This window comes from Shinella sp. WSJ-2 (genome assembly GCF_003432075.1).
In the GTDB taxonomy this organism is placed as follows: Bacteria; Pseudomonadota; Alphaproteobacteria; order Rhizobiales; family Rhizobiaceae; genus Shinella.
Map to the genome: position 1 here is coordinate 128,886 of NZ_QWBU01000008.1, position 19,401 is coordinate 148,286.

At 63.4% G+C, this 19,401-nt stretch carries 8 protein-coding genes; 1 reads left to right on the plus strand and 7 read right to left on the minus strand.

All coding sequences use genetic code 11. From position 1 onward, the window contains the following. Positions 1 to 135: 135 nt before the first annotated feature. The 5 genes from D0Y60_RS17805 to D0Y60_RS17825 form a co-directional block, all read right to left on the minus strand. On the minus strand, positions 136 to 1,326 hold the full coding sequence (locus D0Y60_RS17805; protein WP_117371313.1) for an MFS transporter: 1,191 nt from the start codon (positions 1,324 to 1,326) through the stop codon (positions 136 to 138). Between the two features lie 26 nt (positions 1,327 to 1,352). Then, on the minus strand, positions 1,353 to 2,123 hold the full coding sequence (locus D0Y60_RS17810; protein ID WP_117371314.1) for a DeoR/GlpR family DNA-binding transcription regulator: 771 nt from the start codon (positions 2,121 to 2,123) through the stop codon (positions 1,353 to 1,355). A gap of 86 nt (positions 2,124 to 2,209) precedes the next feature. Then, a complete protein-coding gene (locus D0Y60_RS17815; RefSeq protein ID WP_117371315.1) occupies positions 2,210 to 2,761 on the minus strand; it encodes a GNAT family N-acetyltransferase in 552 nt (183 codons plus the stop codon). Positions 2,762 to 2,885: 124 nt separating this feature from the next. Next, positions 2,886 to 6,344: a pyruvate carboxylase gene (gene pyc, locus D0Y60_RS17820; protein WP_117371316.1), complete on the minus strand. Its 3,459-nt coding sequence runs from the start codon at positions 6,342 to 6,344 to the stop codon at positions 2,886 to 2,888. A 205-nt stretch (positions 6,345 to 6,549) separates the two neighbouring features. Beyond that, complete coding sequence (locus D0Y60_RS17825) at positions 6,550 to 7,290, minus strand: LuxR family transcriptional regulator (protein WP_117371317.1); 741 nt, start codon at positions 7,288 to 7,290, stop codon at positions 6,550 to 6,552. Between the two features lie 300 nt (positions 7,291 to 7,590). Here D0Y60_RS17825 and D0Y60_RS17830 point away from each other — a divergent pair, with 300 nt between their 5' ends. Next, a complete protein-coding gene (locus D0Y60_RS17830; protein WP_117371318.1) occupies positions 7,591 to 9,348 on the plus strand; it encodes a glucan ABC transporter ATP-binding protein/ permease in 1,758 nt (585 codons plus the stop codon). Positions 9,349 to 9,383: 35 nt separating this feature from the next. Here the strand turns inward: D0Y60_RS17830 and opgC are convergent, their stop codons facing one another. Next, positions 9,384 to 10,535 (minus strand): OpgC domain-containing protein, encoded by a 1,152-nt coding sequence (gene opgC, locus D0Y60_RS17835; protein ID WP_117371319.1) that lies wholly within the window; start codon positions 10,533 to 10,535, stop codon positions 9,384 to 9,386. A gap of 24 nt (positions 10,536 to 10,559) precedes the next feature. Then, the gene (locus D0Y60_RS17840) at positions 10,560 to 19,046 is read right to left on the minus strand and encodes a glucoamylase family protein (RefSeq protein ID WP_117371320.1); all 8,487 of its coding nucleotides are present in this window, start codon (positions 19,044 to 19,046) and stop codon (positions 10,560 to 10,562) included. Positions 19,047 to 19,401 lie beyond the last annotated feature (355 nt).

Sequence of the window (19,401 nt, forward strand, 5' to 3'; positions counted from 1 at the left end):
TTTGGAGCCTCTTGCTCGAAAAGCGGCCAGCGCCCGGAAGCGCGCGGCCTTTGCCCTCAGGTGGATCAGGAAGCCCGGCTTGTCAACTGCAAGGGCAGGTGCGCGCGACGATTTGATCGCCGCGCGCGGTTCGTCTCAGTGGTGCTCGCGCACATCCGCATGGATCGCGTGGCGCGACAGGAGGAGCACGACGATGAAGAGCACCGGCAAGAGTGTGAAGATGATGGCAAAGCCGGTGTGTTCGGCGATGAAGCCGATGACCGAAGGCGCGAAAAGCGAGCCGGAATAGCCCATGACGGTCGCGACTGACAGCGCGACACCCTGCGCGAAGCCCGGCAGGTTGCCGGCTGCGGAAAAGGCGATCGGCACCATGTTGGAAATGCCGATGCCGCAGAGCGCGAAACCGACCATCGCCACATAGGCATTCGGTGCCTGGCCGGCGATGACCATGCCGATGATCGCCATGACCGTGCAGAACCGCAACGTCTTCACCGCGCCAAAACGGTCGCGCACATGGTCGCCGGCAAAGCGCATGACGGCCATGGTGAGCGAGAAGGCGCCGAAGGCGAAGCCCGAGAGCGCCAGCGACGCACCGAGTTCGTCACGCATATAGAGCGCGCCCCAATCGAGGATCGCGCCTTCTGGCACCATGGAGAACAGTGCCATAATGCCGATCAGCCAGGGCAGCAGCGTCATTGGCAGGCGCACCTTCTGGCGCTCCTCGCTCGGATGCGGCGCATCGTGCAGCACGAAGGGCCAGATGACGACGAGCGCGACGATGCCGAGCCCCGTCAGGAGCAGCGCATGGCCCATCACACCCATCGTCTCGATGAGGAAACCGCCGGTGGAGGCGCCGATAAAGGCGCCGAGGCTCCAGAAGGCGTGGCAGGATGACATGATCGCCCGGCGCATCGATTTTTCCACCTCGACGGCATTACCGTTCATCGAGACGTCCATCGCGCCCATCAGGCCGCCGAAGAAGAAGATCGCGACGGCACCGACCGGAATGGTCGGTGCAATCGAGAGCAGCAGCATGGTGGTGAGGAACAGGATCGTCGCGCCCTTCACCGTGCGCGTCGTACCGAAATGCGCAATCAGGATGCCGGCAATCGGCATCAGCACCAGCGAGCCGATGCCGAAGCACATGATCATCAGGCCAAGACCCGATTCGGAGAGATCGAGACGGCTGGCGAATTCCGGAATTTTCGGCGCCCAGGCGCCGGCGAAAGTGCCGTTCAGCAAGAACAGGCCTGAGACGGCGAGCCGCGTCGAGGGGAAATAGGTCTTTGCGAAGGATTTGCCGGAAACGGCATTTTCGGGCGTCATCTTGGGAGTTCCATTGCTTGGGAGGGCTAGCTGGCCCGGATGGTTTCGATGCCTGCGCCTGCAAGCGCTGCAGCTTCCGCATCGTCCGCGTCCGCCTCAATGACGGCGCGCGTGACGCGGGAAAGCGGCACGACCGAATAGGGGGCCGCGGTGGAAAGCTTGTCGTTGGTGACGGCGATGAGCACGGACCTCGAGCGCGAGGCGAGGAAGCGCTTGAACTCGGCATCCTCGAAGGAATAAGCGGTGACGCCGGCCTCCGCATCAATGCCGCAGACACCAAGCACCAGGATATCGGGGCGGAAGGCCTCCGCATCCCGCAGTGCCTTGGCGCCGACCGCACCGCCGACAGCCGGATCGATCACCCCGCCAAGCTGGATCGTCCGTATATCCCGCTCGAGCACGGCCGCCGCGATGGTCGGCGCATTGGTCACCACCGTCAGGTCGACGCCGACAGGCAGCGCACGGGCCAGAGCGAGATTGGTGCTGCCGGCATCGAGAAACACATTGGAGCCGGATGGGATGAGCGCCGCCGCGGTCCGCGCCAGCGCCGCCTTGCGCTCGCCGCCGATCGCGATTCGTTCGGTCATCGAGACCTGCGCCTGGGAGATGCGCAGGGCACCGCCGTAGACCCGGCGGCAGAGGCCGGCCGAGGCCATCTCGCGCAGATCCCGCCGGATCGTGTCTTCCGACACGCCCAGTTCCTGCGCCAGTTCCGCCGCGATCACCCGCCCCGAAAGGTCGAGCCGCGTGCGGATGAGCGCCTGCCGCTCGCCAAGAAGAAGATCCTGTATCGACACCGCATCACCAAATCATGCATGATTGCGCTATAATGCGCACAATCAGGCATGAACGTCAATAAATGCGGACAATCACGTTTGTTTGCTTATGGCATCGTGCCGGGATAATCCGTTGCCGATGGCTCGCTTTCGGCGCCTTCGCCGAGCGCGCGCTGCATAAAGACCGTATCCAGCCATCGCCCGTGCTTGAAGCCTGTGGCAGTCATGCGGCCGGAATGCTCGAAGCCGGCGGCACTGTGTACGGCGATCGAGGCCGGATGCGCGCCGCCGATGACGGCCACCATCTGGCGAAAACCAAGGTCGGTCGCGCGGCGGATCAATTCGCCGAGCAGCGCCTTGCCGACGCCCTTGCCGCGCGCTTCCGGCGCCAGATAGACCGAATCCTCGACGAGCCAGCGATAGGCCGGCCGCGTGCGAAAGGCCGAAGCATAGGCATAGCCGAGGATGAGGCCGGTCTGCTCAACGGCGACGATATAGGGATAGCCCTTGCCGGTAATCGCGGTGAAGCGCGCCTCCATCTCGTCGAGCGAGGGCGGATCAATCTCGTAGCTCGCAACCCCGTTCAGCACGGATTCGCGATAGATCTCGGTAAAGGCGGCGATGTCGCCGAGGTCGGCGGTGCGAATGACGAAGCTCATGGAAGCCAACATTTGTTGAACAATTTCGCCGCGTTTTGCGTCCGCCCCCGCCGGAAAGCAAGACGAAAAAGGGGATGGGGTTAATCCCCATCCCCTGCAATTAGGCTTCCAGGTCGTGAGCCGGTCAGGCGCCGTAGACGATCAGCAGGTCCTTGGCGTCGATCTGGTCGCCGGCGCGGACCAACACTTCCGATATCGTGCCGTCCTTCTCCGCATGCAGCGCCGTCTCCATCTTCATCGCCTCGATGGAGAGCAGGACGTCGCCGGCCTTGACAGACTGGCCGGCAGACACCGAAACCGTCGAGATGACGCCCGGCATCGGCGCACCGAGATGGGCGGCATTGCCGTTGTCGGCCTTGCGGCGGACGGCGGAGGTAGCAGCGCGGTTGCGATCCGGCACCTTGATCAGGCGCGGCTGGCCGTTCAGCTCGAAGAACACCTTCACCATGCCCTGCGCATCCGGCTCGCTCGTCGCCTGGTGCAGGATGACGAGGGAAACGCCCTTTTCCAGCTCCGGCTGGAGCTCCTCGCCGGGCGCAAGCCCGTAGAAATAGGCGGGCGTTGGCAGGACGCTGACGGGACCGTAGGTATCGACAGCCAGCGCATAGTCGGTGAAGACCTTCGGGTACATCAGGTAGGAGGCGAACTCGAAGTCGTCGACCGGACGCTCCAGCTTGTCCTCGATAGCCTTGCGCTCGGCCGCGAGATCAGCCGGCGGCAGAAGCGAGCCGGGAACGGCGGTGTAGGCTTCCTCGCCTTTCAGCACCTTCTTCTGGAGCGCAGCCGGCCAGCCGCCCGGAGGCTGACCGAGGTCGCCCTTCAGCATGGAGACGACCGAATCCGGGAAGGCGATGTCGCGCGCCGGGTTCTCGACATCGGCAACGGTGAGGTCCTGGCTGACCATCATCAGCGCCATATCGCCGACCACCTTGGAGGACGGCGTCACCTTGACGATATCGCCGAACATCTGGTTGGCATCGGCATAAGCCTGGGCGACCTTGTGCCACTTGGTCTCCAGACCGAGCGAACGGGCCTGTTCCTTGAGATTGGTGAACTGGCCGCCCGGCATTTCATGCAGGTAGACCTCCGAGGCCGGCCCCTTGAGATCGCTTTCAAAGGCGGCATACTGGAAGCGCACGGCCTCCCAGTAGAAGGAGATGCGGCGAATCCATTCCGGATCGAGGCCCGGATCGCGCTCGGAGCCGCGCAGCGCCTCGACGATCGAGCCGAGGCAGGGCTGCGACGTGTTGCCTGACAGCGCGTCCATCGCCGCATCCACGACATCGACACCGGCATCGACGGCGGCAAGCACGGTCGCGGCTGCGATACCCGAAGTGTCATGCGTGTGGAAGTGGATCGGCAGGTCGGTCGCCTCGCGCAGCGCCTTGAACAGCACACGGGCGGCGGCGGGCTTCAGGAGGCCCGCCATGTCCTTCAGCGCGATCATATGCGCGCCGGCCTTTTCCAGTTCGCCGGCAAGGTTGGTGTAGTATTTCAGGTCGTATTTCGGGCGAGCCGCGTTCAGGAGATCGCCGGTATAGCAGATCGTCGCCTCGCAGATGCGGCCCTCTTCCGCCACAGCGTCCATCGAGACCCGCATGTTGTCGACCCAGTTCAGGCAGTCGAAGACACGGAAGACGTCGATGCCGCCCTTGGCCGCCTGACGTACGAAGTACTTCACGACATTGTCGGGATAGTTCTTGTAGCCAACGCCATTGGCGCCGCGCAGCAGCATCTGGAGCAGCAAGTTCGGCGCATCTTCGCGGATGCGGGCGAGACGCTCCCACGGGTCTTCCGTCAGAAAGCGCATGGAGACGTCGAAGGTCGCGCCGCCCCAGCATTCCAGCGAGAAGAGTTGCGGGAGCGCGCGGGCATAGGTGCCGGCGACGCGGGCGATGTCATGCGTGCGCATGCGTGTCGCCAAAAGCGACTGGTGCGCATCGCGCATCGTCGTGTCAGTCAGCAGGACCTGCTTTTGCCCGCGCAGCCACTCAGCGAATTTCTTCGGGCCGAGTTCATCGAGCTTCTGCTTGGTGCCATCAGGGATATCGCCATTGATATAGGGCACGACGGGCTTGGCGGCATCCGACGGCGGCTTCGGACGGCCCTTGGCCTCCGGATGACCGTTGACGGTAACATCGGCGATGTAAGTGAGCAGCTTCGTCGCACGGTCCTGCCGCTTCACCTGCTGGAAGAGTTCCGGCGTCGTGTCGATGAAGCGGGTCGTGTAGGTGTTGTCGCGGAAGGCCTCATGGCCGATGATCGCCTCAAGGAAGGTGAGGTTGGTCGCCACACCACGGATACGGAATTCGCGCAGCGCGCGGTCCATGCGGGTGATGGCTTCCGCCGCCGTGCTGCCCGAGGCCGTGACCTTGACGAGCAGCGGATCGTAATAGCGGGTGATATAGGCGCCGGTATAGGCCGTGCCTCCGTCGAGACGGATACCGAAGCCGGCGGCCGAACGGTAGCCGGTGATGCGGCCATAGTCTGGGATGAAGTTCTGCTCCGGATCCTCGGTGGTGATGCGGCACTGCAGCGCGTGGCCGTTGAGGCGGATGTTTTCCTGTGCCGGAACGCCCGATTCCGGGGTGCCGATCGCCTCACCATCGAGGATGTGGATCTGCGCCTTGACGATATCGATGCCTGTCACGACCTCCGTGACGGTATGCTCGACCTGGATGCGCGGGTTCACCTCGATGAAGTAGAATTTGCCGCTCTCGACATCCATCAGATACTCGACCGTGCCGGCACCGATGTAGTTCGTCGCCTGGCCGATCTTCAGCGAATAGTTGGCGAGTTCCTGGCGCTGCGCTTCCGTCAGATAGGGGGCCGGCGCGCGCTCGACGACCTTCTGGTTGCGGCGCTGGATGGAGCAGTCACGCTCGAAAAGATGTACGACATTGCCATGGGTATCGCCGAGAATCTGGCTTTCGACGTGGCGGGCGCGCTCGACGAGCTTTTCCAGATAGACCTCGTCCTTGCCGAAGGCGGCCTTGGCCTCGCGCTTGGCTTCCGTCACCTCGCGGATCAGTTCCTTCGGGTCGCGAATGGCGCGCATGCCGCGTCCACCGCCGCCCCAGGAGGCTTTCAGCATGACGGGATAGCCGATCTCGGCGGCGAGACGGTGGATCTCCGCTTCGTCATCCGGCAGCGGATCGGTGGCCGGCACGACCGGAACACCGACGGAGATCGCCAGATTGCGCGCGGCCACCTTGTTGCCGAGCTGGCGCATGGTCGACGGGCGCGGGCCGATGAAAGTGATGCCGGCGGCATCGCAAGCATCGACGAATTCCGGGCTTTCCGAGAGAAGGCCGTAACCGGGATGGATCGCATCCGCGCCGGAAAGCTTGGCGACACGGATGACCTCCTCGATCGACAGATAACTTTCGATGGGGCCGAGATCACGCGTGAGATGCGGGCCGCGGCCGATCTGGTAGCTCTCGTCCGCCTTGAATCGGTGCAGCGCCAGTTTGTCCTCTTCCGCCCATATCGCAACTGTTTTCAGACCGAGTTCATTGGCCGCGCGGAACACGCGGATGGCGATTTCGGATCGGTTGGCGACAAGGATCTTGGAAATGGGCAAGTCGAACTCCTCAAGACTTGGAAAACGGGAAATGCTGCACCCGCGAAGAGAATTATTAGCGGCTAATTTCCAAAGTGCAATTTTGTAGTCGTCATGGAACAAAAGATTTGCGCCGCTGGAAACAATCCAATCGGCCGCTAGGGGCGGTTTTTCGCCATAGATCCTTTTGAAACAAACAGTTGATGCTGAGAGCCAAAAGCCCGTCTTACGAGACGAGGCCAAGCCGGAAGGCGATGGCGACAGCGTGGTGACGATTGCGCGCGCTAAGCTTCTCCTGGATGCCGTTCATGTACCAGTCGACCGTATGGCTGGAGATGCCGAGAATCCGGCCGATGTCAGGCGATGTCAGGCCCTCGGCCAATAGACTCAACGCCTCCATTTCGCGACGCGTCAATTCGACGTCGACGATGGCCGAAAGCCGCGCCGCCATATCGGGATCGGCGATATGGATCAGTTTCCAGTACAGCCGTCGGGCAATGCTGTCGAAAAGGCCGAGCTCGACGCTTTCGAGCTCGACCGGTTTACCACCGAGGCTGAGGCTGCCGACAAGGCCGCGCCGTCCGTGCACGGGAAAGATGTACCCGTCCTCCAGCCCGTTCTGCCGCGCATCCACCATCATGCGCTCCATGCGCTTGCGGTGCGGGCTGGTGCGAAAAGCGCTCAACGTATCGCGCCAACGGAAGCCGGTCTGGGCATGGCCGAGATAGCGCACGGTCGGGTCGACCTGCATGTAGCGTTTCTTAAGATAGGTTTCCGGCCAGTCTTGCGGCCAGCGACCGGCGAGGATGAGGTCCGACAGGGTCTCGGCCGGCTTGGGCGCCCGGTTCAGCCAGTAATAGTCGAAACCATAAAGCGTCAGCAGACGCTCGAATTCGGCCGTTGTCTCCTCACGACCGCGCAACTCGTCGATCAGTGCAAGGAACTGCACCAGCACGTTGATCTTCATATGCCCTGCGCGGGAAGCGCCCCATTCCAACTCGGAGAAATAACCGGCCCTGTTCCGGCCAGTCATGTCCCATTCATGTTACCCCGCATACACTTGGCAGGATCGAATGATGAAAATCAATCGGATAAGGACGTCACGGCGCGCAATTCTCAAGACATCACGCAACATTTCATAGGAGTCATGAAATTTGCGCTGCCGTGGAGAACTTTCGCCCCTTGCGCTGCTTAACGCCCGTAGCGAAGGGATCGAGGGTGCGTGTATCGCACTGCACAATAGGTTTTGCCCGGAAAGGCCGCATTCGTGTCTTTGTTTCAGGTCTATGCACGGGCGCTCAGTTATCTGAGCGTCTACAAGCTCAGGGTAGGCTCGGTCGTTGCCGCCAACGTCGTGCTCGCCGTGATCGCCATTGCCGAACCGATCCTGTTCGGCCGTATCGTCGATGCCATCTCCACACAGGGCAATGTCACCCCGATGTTGCTGATGTGGGCGGGCTTTGGCTTGTTCAACACCATCGCTTTCGTGCTCGTCGCCCGCGAGGCCGACCGGCTGGCTCATGGCCGCCGCGCCAGCCTGCTGACGGAAGCCTTCGGCCGCATCATTTCCATGCCGCTCGCCTGGCACAGCCAGCGCGGCACCTCCAATGCGCTTCACACGCTGCTGCGCGCCTGCGAAACGCTGTTCGGCCTCTGGCTCGAATTCATGCGCACGCATCTGGCGACCGCCGTGGCGCTCGTTCTGCTCGTGCCCACCGCTTTCGCGATGGATTACCGCCTTTCGCTGGTGCTCGTCGTGCTCGGCGCGCTCTACGTGCTGATCGGCAAGGTCGTGATGAACCGCACCCGCGAGGGTCAGGCCTCGGTCGAGAACCACTATCACACCGTCTTCTCGCATGTGTCGGACTCCATCAGCAACGTGTCGGTCGTGCACAGCTACAACCGCATCGAGGCAGAGACGCGCGAGCTGAAGCGCTTTGCCGAGCGGCTGATCAATGCCCAGTATCCGGTGCTCGACTGGTGGGCGCTTGCCAGCGCGCTGAACCGCATCGCCTCGACCATTTCGATGATGACCATCCTCGTCATCGGCACGGTTCTGGTGCAGCGCGGCGAGATCAAGGTGGGTGACGTCATCGCCTTCATCGGCTTTGCCGGCCTGCTCATCGGTCGCCTCGACCAGATGAAAGCCTTCGTCACGCAGATTTTCGAGGCCCGTTCGAAGCTTGAGGACTTCTTCACGCTGGAAGATGCCGTGAAGGAACGCGAAGAGCCGGCAGGTGCCGGGGATCTCGGTGAGGTCAAGGGCCGGGTCGAGTTCCGCAATATCAGCTTCGACTTCGCCAATGCCACCCAGGGCGTGCGCGACGTCTCGTTCACCGCCGAGGCCGGTCAGACGGTCGCCATCGTCGGCCCGACGGGTGCCGGCAAGACGACGCTGGTCAACCTCTTGCAGCGCGTCTACGAGCCGCAATCTGGCCAGATCCTCATCGACGGCATCGATATTTCGACGGTGACGCGCAAGTCGCTGCGCCGTTCGATCGCCACCGTCTTCCAGGATGCGGGCCTGCTCAACCGCTCGATCTCCGAGAATATCCGTCTCGGCCGCGAGGGTGCGACAGAAGAGGAGATCATGGCGGCGGCGGAAGCGGCGGCGGCGAACGACTTCATCGTCTCGCGCCAAAGCGGCTATGACACCCATGTCGGCGAGCGCGGTAACCGCCTGTCGGGCGGCGAACGCCAGCGCATCGCCATTGCGCGCGCCATCTTGAAGAACGCGCCGATCCTCGTTCTTGACGAGGCGACGAGCGCACTCGACGTGGAGACGGAAGCCCGCGTGAAGGCGGCGATCGACCAGCTGCGCCGCAACCGCACGACCTTCATCATCGCGCACCGCCTCTCGACGGTCCGCGAGGCCGATCTCGTGGTGTTCATGGATCACGGCCAGATCGCCGAGATGGGTACCTTTAACGATCTCAGCCAGAGCAACGGCCGCTTCGCCGCCCTGCTGCGCGCCAGTGGCATCCTGACGGACGACGACGTGCGCAAGAGCCACACGGCGGCCTGAGCCTCAGGGCCCACGCTTCGGGCTGACCGCCCCTTCTAACCGGCAGGGCCTCGAACGCCCTGCCGTTTTGCGTTGGTGCTGGCGATCACGGCGGCCTGCCAGTCGAGATACCGCGCATAGACGAAATGCAGCGCGATGCCGGCCAGCGCATAGAGCGTGCCCAGGACGGGGCTCTTGCCTGTGACGAACATCATCACCTGCCCGACCATGGCGAGGATCGTGCCGAAGATGAAGACGGCGAGCGAATGACGGCCGACGGCCACCAACGGGTGGGAGAGTGGCAGCGCTGCCCAGTTCGACAGGACAGGGATTGTCGCCACAAGATAGGCGCCGGCCAGCACGTGCAGGAGGCGGGTGGTCGAGAGGAAGGTCTTGTCGAAGCCGGTCAGCACGGCAGGCAGGCCGTAGGAGAAATCGATGTTCCACCAGGAAAACACGACCCAGAGCATCGAGACGAAGAGATAGGCGGCGGACAGCACCGTCAGAACGCTGTTGCGGGGAATGCCGGCCCGTTTCGCCCTGAGCACGCCGACGAAGCCGATGACGAAGAGGAACTGCCAGGACAGCGGGTTGAGGAACCATTTGCCGTCGTCGAGGAAGTTCGAGGGCGCGATCTGCCAGATGCCGGCGCAGAGCCAGAGCGTGCCGGAGACGGCGAGCAGAAGCAGGGCGCTCTGCCGGTAGAGCCAGAGAAATCCGGGCAGCATCAGAAACAGCACGGCATACATCGAGAGGATGTTGTTGTAACCGAACTGGTGGCCGAGCAGCACCATGCTGACAACGCCCTGCTCCGTGCGATCGACGACGGCGCGCAGGTTGATTTCCGAGATCAAGTCCGGTCGCTCGAACCACAGGGCGCCGCCCGCGAAGATCGCGAAAGTCAGGATGCTCGTCATGATATGGGCGACATAGAGCGTCAGCGCCCGGCGCAGGATGCGCAGCGTCACCGCCAGCCGCTCGCCGACGGCAAAACGCGCGCCGTAGGCAAGCCCCACCGACATGCCGGAAATCAGCACGAAGGCCTCGGCCGAATCGGAAAAGCCGAAATTCTTGTGCGTTAGGTGTTCCAGATATTGGCCCGGAACGTGATTGACGAAGATCGTCAGAAGGGCGATGGCCCTGAAAACATCGAGGCGCGTGTCGCGTTGCCGCGGCACGGCGCCCGTCAGTCCGGTTTTGTCTGTCATGTCAGTCTGATCCACATCTGCGGATCAGAGCAAATAACCCTCGTTTGAAGATTTGATGACGGTGCCGTTCACATTAGCGAGCCATCCACCATCGTCACCGCGATCGACGCGGATCGTGATCTTCTTGCCATCGATGGTTAGCGTCGCGCCGTAGCCGTTCCAGGAAGAGGGCAGGACCGGATTGACGAAGAGGCGGTCACCTTCCTTGCGGATGCCGAGGATGCCCTCGACGGCCGCGCGGTAGAGCAGGCCCGCGGAACCGGTGTACCAACTCCAGCCGCCCTGCCCGGTGCGCTCGCCTTCGCCATAGACGTCAGCGGCAACCACATAGGGCTCGACGCGATAGCGTTCCGCCGCGTCCGGATCGAGCGCATGCTTGACCGGATTGAGGATGTCGAAGCAGGCAAAGGCATCATCGGCCCGGCCCTGACGCGCCAGAGCCAGCACGACCCAGGTCGCAGCATGGGTATATTGTCCGCCGTTTTCGCGAACACCTGGCGGATAGGCCTTGATGTAACCCGGATCCTGCGGCGTCTCGGCAAGCGGCGGGGTGAACAGGCGGATGATGCCGTTTTCCCGGTCGACGAGGTTTTCCAGCACCGCATCCATCGCCTGGCGCGAGCGTTCCGCATCGCCCTCGCCGGAGAGCACGCTCCAGCTCTGCGCGATGGAATCGATGCGGCATTCGGCGCTTTCCGACGAGCCCAGCGGCGTGCCGTCGTCGAAATAGCCACGGCGATAATAGCCGCCATCCCAGCCCGCCGTTTCCAGCGCCTGCTTGAGACGGCCGAGATGGCCTTCCCAGGCTTCGGCGCGACCATTGTCACCGCGATCGCGGGCGATGGCACTGAAGCCGCGCAGCGTGCCAGCGAGGAACCAGCCGAGCCATACGCTGGTGCCGCGGCCGGCTTCGCCGACGCGGTTCATGCCGTCGTTCCAGTCGCCGCCCAGAATGAGCGGCAGGCCGTTTTCGCCGGTGCGCTTGATCGCAAGATCGAGCGCACGGGCGCAATGCTCGTAAAGCGAGGCCTCTTCAGAGGAGCGGCCCGGTTTGTAGAAGGAATCGTGCTGGCCCTCGGCAAGCGGCTGCCCCTCGATGAAGGCGAGCTTTTCGTCGAGTACGGCGCGGTCACCCGAGGCGCGGCAATAATACTCCACGGCATGGGCAAGCCAGACCACATCGTCGGAGATCATGGTGCGCACACCGGCGCCGCTGTCCGGCAGCCACCAATGCTGCACATCGCCCTCGATAAACTGGCGCGAGGCGGCGTTGAGGATCTGCCGGCGGGCAAGCTCCGGCCGGTGCAGCACGAAGGCGAGCGTATCCTGCAACTGGTCGCGGAAGCCGTAGGCGCCACTGGCCTGATAGAAGGCCGAGCGCGCCATGATGCGGCAGCCGAGCGCCTGATAGGGCAGCCAGTCATTGACCATGCGGTCGAGCGCGGCATCGGGCGTCTTGACCTGCAAGGTACCGGTGAAGTCTTCCCAGAAGGCCCGCACCGCCACCATGACGGCGTCGAAATCCGCCGCGCGGCTCTTCTCGGCCAGCGCCTTGGCGCTTTCCGCATCCGCGGTATCGCCGAGCACGAAGATGAGCTCGCGCTTCTCGTCGGGCTTCAGCACGATATCGACGGATAGTGCCGCGCAGGGATCCCCCATGCCGTCGGCCGCACCCGAAAGGGCAAGGCCCGCCGCAAGGGCCGCAGGCGACGCGATATCGCCCTTGCCGATGAAATCGCGGCGTTTGGCCGTGAAGCCCGCAAGCGGCGCATCGACAGCAAAGAAGCTGGTCCGACCGGCAAAATCGAAACTGTAGGGATTGGTGGCGAAAAGAGCGCTGGTCTCTTCGTCATGGCTGGTCAGGATGAACGGCGCCGTCTTGACGGGATTGTTGCCAAGCACCCATTCGACATAGCCGAAGACCGAGAGATTGCGTTCCGTGTCGCCGGTGTTCTTCACGACGAGGCGCGAATATTTCACCGGATCCTCGGGATCGACCGTCTGCACGAGATCGAGCTCGATGCCGTCCTCCCAACTGCGGAAGGCAGTGTAGCCGAGACCGTGCCAGGTCTCGAACTTCACCGACGGACGCTGCGACAGCGCCGCGAACGGCGTCATCACGGTCCCGCGATCGCGATCGCGCACATAGAAGGCCTCGCCGGGGCGGTTGACGACCGGGTCGTTCGTCCAGGGCGTCAGCTGAAAATCGCGCGAATTGCGGCTCCAGGTGAAACCCGCGCCCTCGGCCGAAACGTGGAAGCCGAAGTCCCTGTTGGCGATGACGTTGATCCACGGCTGGGGCGTCGCCGCTCCGCCGCGCAGGCGCACCGCATATTCGCGGCGATCGGCGTTGAAACCGCCGAAACCGTTCCAGAAGGTCAGGCCCTCGCCGTCGATGGCAACCGGCTCCGTGGTAGAAGGAGCTGGCAGCTTTGGAACGACGATTTCGGCCTTCACATCGTCTTCACCACGCGGCGTGGAGAAGAGCATCGCCATGCGGTTGATCTGGTCGGAGAGCGTGCCGTTGCGCGCATGGAAGACGGCGCGGGCGGTGGCCAAGAGCGCCTGCCAGGTGGAAACCTCCATCAGGTCGCGGCGCACTGCGAAGATATGCTGGCGCATGCCGTCGGACTGGCCGCGCAGGCGCAGATTCTCGCACATCTGGTCAAGCGTGTGCTGCATGTCCTGCGCATAGGAGGATGCGCGCTCGTTGAGGATGACCAGATCGGCCGTCACGCCGCGGTGGCGCAGATACTCCTGCGCGCGCAGCGCCTCGCGGGCAACGTCGAGATCGATCTCGTCGTTGATGCGCAGGACGAAGATCGGGAAATCGCCCGAAATCGCCAGCGGCCACAGCGCCGACTGGGCCGTCAGCCCCGTCTGGATCGTGCCGGCATCGGCACGCAGGTGCATGTCGGGATAGGTGAGGTAGCGGCCGAGCGTCTGGAAGCTCGCCGCCTCCTGCGAGGTCACGCCGATATGGCGCATATGCACCTGCGAGCGCGTCCAGGCATGAATCATTTCCTGGTTGAAGCTCTCCGGATGGCGGTAGAGGTCGATGGCCGCATCCAACTCTGCCCGGCTCGGCGAAGCAATCGTCCAGAAAATGACCTTGACCTTCTTGCCGGCCGGAACGCGCACCACGCGACGCAGCGCCAGAACCGGATCGAGCGTGAAGCCGTCCGTGCCGGACAGCTGCGCGCCCGGATCGAAGGCGGCGGCGGTGGCGAGCGTGCGGCCACGGCCGATGAAGCGGCGGCGATCGGTCTCGACCTCGGTGCGGCGCGACGGGCCGGCATTATCGACGATCAGATGGGCGATCGCCATGTCGGGCTCGTTCGGATTGCGCTTGTTGCGCTCCGCGCGGATGACGTCGCCGCGCTTGCCGATCTCGGTGCGTATGAACATCTTGGAGAACAGCGGATGGGCGCTGTCGGCGTCGTCGGTCGAGATGACCGGCTCCATATAGGAGGTCACCTCGATGAAACGGTCTTCCGTGCCTGTGTTGAGCAGCGTCAGGCGACGCCCCTCGGCATCATGCTCGGTGGCGACGATGACCTCGACCTCGCTGGTGAGCGAGCCGATCGTCTTGACGAATTCGGCCTTGTCGTCGCCGAACTGCGTCTTGGTCTTCTCGCCCTCGATGCGCTTGGGTTCCGCCGTCGCGGACCACCATTCACCCGAGACGGTGTCGCGCAGGAAGAGGAAGGAGCCCCAGCGATCTTCGGTCGGATCAGGCTTCCAGCGCGTGACGGACTGGCCGTTCCAGCGCGAATAGCCCGAGCCGTTCGCCGTCAGCATCACCGAATAGTGGCCGTTCGACAGGAAGACGGTTTCCCGCTCCTTGGCGAAGGGGTTTTCGATGATGCGGATTTCCGGGCGCAAGAGGTCGGCCTGCGTGCTGCCGACGGTTTCCGGCTCACGCTTGGCATTGATAACCGGAATGTCACGCGGCGCCTTTTCCTGCAGCAGCAGCTCGGCCGCTTCGATGACAGGGTCGGCATGGAAGCGCTCGCGCAGCGCGCCGTTGAAGACGACGTTGGCGACGGCCGCAATCGACATGCCGTGATGGTGCGCCATGTAGTTCTTCACGACCACGCAGGTCTTGCCTTCCGGCACGCGGGTCGGCGTGAAGTCGACGGCGTCGTGGAAACCATAGACGCCGAGCGCACCGAGCTTACGCAGGCGCTCGAGGTTTTCGAGCGCTTCTTCCGGCGCGTACTGGGCGGCGAGCAGCGAGGCATAGGGTGCGATGACGGCGTTCTGGCCGAGGCCACGCTTCAGGCCGAGCGTCGGCACGCCGAAGTTCGTGTACTGATAGGTCAGCTCATGGTCGCGCGCATTGAAGGCCGCTTCCGAAATGCCCCAGGGCGTGCCGAGGCGGCGGCCATGGTTCATCTGCTCCTTCACCACCAGATTGTTGGTCTGGTTCAGGATACCGCCCTGACGTTCCTGCATGACCAGCGGCGGCATCAGATACTCGAACATCGAGCCGGACCAGGAGACTAGCGCGCCGCGCGAGCCGACCGGCACGACCGGACGGCCGAGCTTGTACCAGTGCTCGGTGGGCAGATCGCCCTTCGCGATGGCGAAGAGGCTGGTGAGGCGAGCTTCCGAAGCCAGAAGATCGTAGCAGGCCTCGTCGAGCTCGTTGGTCTCGACGCGGTAGCCGATGGAAAGCAGGCGTCGTTCCGGACGGAACAGGAAGCCGAAATCCATCGAGAAGGCGATGTCGCGGGCACGGTCGCGCAGCACGATGAGCCGGTCGCGCAGGCCCTCGATCGAGCCGAGGTCGAAGACGCTGTCGGCGATATGGGCCTCGCAGGTGGCGACCAGCGCGCCTGCCCATTTGGCAAGCTCGCCACTGTCGGCAGACTTGATCTCGTGGTCGAGATTGACGATCAGCTTGTTGACGTCGCGCGCCAGCACCGAGAGATTGATGACGCGGATCGAGGCGAATTCGTGCTCACGCTTGACGGCGGCAAGCGCGTTGTGGAAGCCGACGATACGCTCCTCGATGAGGCGGCGTAGCGGACGTACCGTCTTGCGGTCATCCGGCAGCTTCTTCAGCGTTTCCGAGAGGATCGAGGCCACGTCACCGATACCGTCGAGGCTGCCCTGAAGATGCGCCGAGGGCGCTTCCGCCCATTCGCGGCACATCGAGGAGATCGCGATGAGGTGGCCGGCGAGGTTGCCGCTGTCCACGGCCGAAACGTAACGCGGACCCAGCGTTTCAAGCGTGTTGGTGCGGTACCAGTTGTAGAGGTGGCCGCAGTACTTCGGCATGCCGTCGATGGTGGCGATGGTCTGTTCGAGGCGGCGGACCGTCTCCTCGAACGAGATCCAGCCGAAATCGCGGGCGGAAATGACCGAGAGCAGGTAGACGCCGACATTGGTCGGCGAGGTGCGTTCGGCGAGCACCGGCTGCGGCGTTTCCTGGAAATTGTCCGGCGGCAGATAGTGCTGCTCGGCGGTGACGAAATCCTCGAAATAGCGCCAGGTGCGGCGGGCATATTTGCGAAGCTCGGTCGCGACATAATCCGACACGACGAGCTGGTCTTCGGTCTCGGCCGTCTGGCTGACATACCAGGCAATGGCCGGCGAGAGCGCCCAGACGAGCGCGAAGGGCACACCGATGAAGGGCAGGCCCGTATCCGAGATCATGGCGAGCGCCACGGAAAGCACGGCAAGCGCCGGCGCCTGCCACATCGCCTTGTAATGGTCGAGGATGCCGCCGCGTGCCGCACTGTCTGCCTGGGCGGCCGTGCGCCATTCCAGCATTAGCTTGCGGCTTACGAAGGTGCGATAGACCGAGCGCACGATGGCATCCGCCATCAGCGCCGCCGAATGGGCGATGAAGGCGATACGGAGCGCAACCTGGGCATTGGAGGCGCGGATATCGGAGATGACCCGGTGCACATGGGCGCGCGCGACGATATCGCCGCGGCGCGGCATGATGCCGGAGATCAGCGAGAGCGTCGGTGCGACGAAGAGCAGGAAGATCAGCACGAGCTGCCAGATCAGCGCCTGGCGCGGCTCCATGTAGTACCAGCCCATGACGGAGGCGACGAGCCAGCCGATGGGGATGAGGCTGCGGCGCAGATTGTCGTACATCTTCCAGCGGCCGAGCATGGAAATGCCGTTGGCCGGGTTGAACAGATAGGGCAGGAGCTGCCAGTCGCCACGCGCCCAGCGATGCTGGCGCGAGGTTTCCGTGCCGTAGCGGGTCGGGAAGTCCTCGATGAGCTCGACATCGGTCACCAGTGCGCAGTGCGACAGCGAGCCTTCGAGCAGATCGTGGCTGAGCACTTCGTTTTCGCCGATGCGGCCCTTCACGGCCGCTTCGAAGGCGTCGACGTGGTAGAGACCCTTGCCGGTAAACGTGCCTTCGCCGGCGAAGTCCTGATAGACGTCGGACACGGTGAAGACATAGGGGTCGACGCCACGGTCGGCGGAGAAGATGCGCTGGAAGGTCGAGGCTTCCTTGCCTGTCGTCAGCGACGGCGTGACGCGCGGCTGGAGAATGCTGTAGCCGGCGGTGACCTTGCCCTTTTCGGCATCGATGACCGGACGGTTGATCGGGTGGTGCAGCTTGCCGACGAGCTTGGTCACGGCATCGCGCATCAGGCGCGTGTCGGAATCGAGCGTCATGACGTATTTGACGTCCGGCGGTACCACATTGGCGCCCGGTAGGAAGGTCGTGTCGCCGTCACCGCGAAGCAGCAGGTTCAGCTCGTGCAGCTTGCCGCGCTTGCGCTCCCAGCCCATCCACGCACCTTCGGAGGGATTGTAGAGGCGGCGGCGGTGCAGGAGGTAAAAGCGCGTGCGGCCATCATAAGCATAACGCGCCGAAAGCGCGGCGATCTCGCGCTTGGCGTATTCGAGCACTTCGAGGTCGGCGGGGGTTTCCTCCACCTGACTATCCGTCCAGTCGCTGACCAGCGCGAAATAGATCTCGCCGCGTGGATTGGCGAGGTAGTGCACTTCGAGATTGCGCACCAGTTCGTCGACATGGTCGCGCTTGGCGATCAGACAGGGCACGACGACGAGCGTGCGCGCATCGTCGGGAATGCCGTCCTTGAACTCATAGCCGACGAGCCGCGAGGGTGTCACGAAGAAGGTGACCAACGTGTTGAACAGGCCCGACGCGCCTTCCGAGGCCGGCAGCGCGAAGAGCACCAGCATGATCAGCCAGGCGCCGTTCGGAATATCGAGCTGATCGAGGAAATAGAAGACCGCGATCATCGCCAGAAGCGTCAAGAGAATGTTTGGCCCGGCAATGGCGAACCAGTCGAGCTTTCGGCCGAAACGCACGATGCGCTGAACGAACGAGGGGCGATAAGCGATGCGCTTTTCGAGCAGCTTGCGCTTTTTGCCGACGAGGAAGGCAGCGACATTGGCCTCGTAGTCGAGATCCTCGACATGGGCGGCGGCGTCTTCCGCCGTCATGGCGAGCGCGGTTTCGGTGACTTCCAGCTCCGTCTTGCCGGAGCGGCGGGCGAAACGCTCGATCGTGTTGCGGTACTTGTTGCGCGAGCCGAAATCGAGGTCGGAGTAGTCCGAGCCCTGGCGCAACGCCTCGTCGAGGCGGCTGACGCTTTCGAACCAGACCGGCCATTCCGTGTCGTCGACGGTGCGTAGGCTCTTGATGAGCGAGCTCATCGTGGCATTGCCGGAGGACAGGCGATTGTTTTCCGAGACGATCAGCTCTTCGAGGTCGCTGCCGCGGCTCTCGATCCTGCGCTCCAGCCATTGGATGACGGCGCCCGAGGCCTGCAAACCGTCGCGCAGCCGGTAGAGCAGCTGCGTGACGAAGGTGTTGTCCTCGGCGAAGCTCTCCATGGTGCGCAGATGCGCGATGGCCTTTTCCGGATCGTTGAGGCGGACCAGTTCGTCGGCCACCTCGTTCGCCTTGAAGCGCATCTTGCGCGAGCGCTCGACGCGGCTGGAAATGCGCCTGAGGTTTTCGAGCAGCACGAAGCGAATGAACGAGGGCAGCGCCCAGAGTTCGCCGATCTTCAGCGCATCGACCCGCTGGAAACCCTGCACGAAGGCCGTCAGGCTCTCATGCGAGATATTGCTTTGGGTATGCGCGACATAAAGCCAAGCGAGCACCAGCGTGCGCGGCACCGACGTTCCATCGATCGCGATGGTCGGCAGCTGGCGGTAGAAGCGTCGCGGGAAGTCGCGGCGGACCTCCTGGATAGCCTCTTCGATGACGTAATAGTTGTCGAGCAGCCATTCCGCGGCGGGTGTGATCTGCGCGCCGGCTTCCACGTCCTTGGCGGTCGCCTGATAGACGCGGAAGATTTCCTTCTCGTTTTCCTTATGCCGCGGACGGAATTCGAAAGGCTGATAGCCCGGCAGCGCAGCAGTCTTGTCGCGCGCCAAAGCCTCACCGCAATCGGCCAACTCCTCCAGCGTCAGATAGGTGGCGCGGATCGAGTCGTTATAATCGATCTGCTTGGCGTCTGCGTCGCGGGCGGCGTGCGGCGTATTGTGAAGGGACATATTTCTTAATCTGGATCCGGCCATGTTGAACCATCCGGCAAAGGCCTGTGCGCCGGATGGATTTTTGCGGGCAGGTTTCGTCTCTGTGCCGCGATCAGCCATGAGACCATGCGACGCCCTCATGGCGCTGACGGAAAGAACATGGCTCAGGCGACACGCTGATTGGCATCCTGGCCGCGTGGTGCATGAAAACGGCATTTTTTAGCCGTAAGGACAGAGACTTGCAACATCTGAGCGTGTCGGGATGGCTCGGCATCGGCCCTCATCTGCGGTTTTGGTGAATCACGCCCTCACCGCGTGATGAGCAAGGGGCGGGAGGCAGGCGAAACCCCAAATGCGCCGGTGGGAAAAAAGT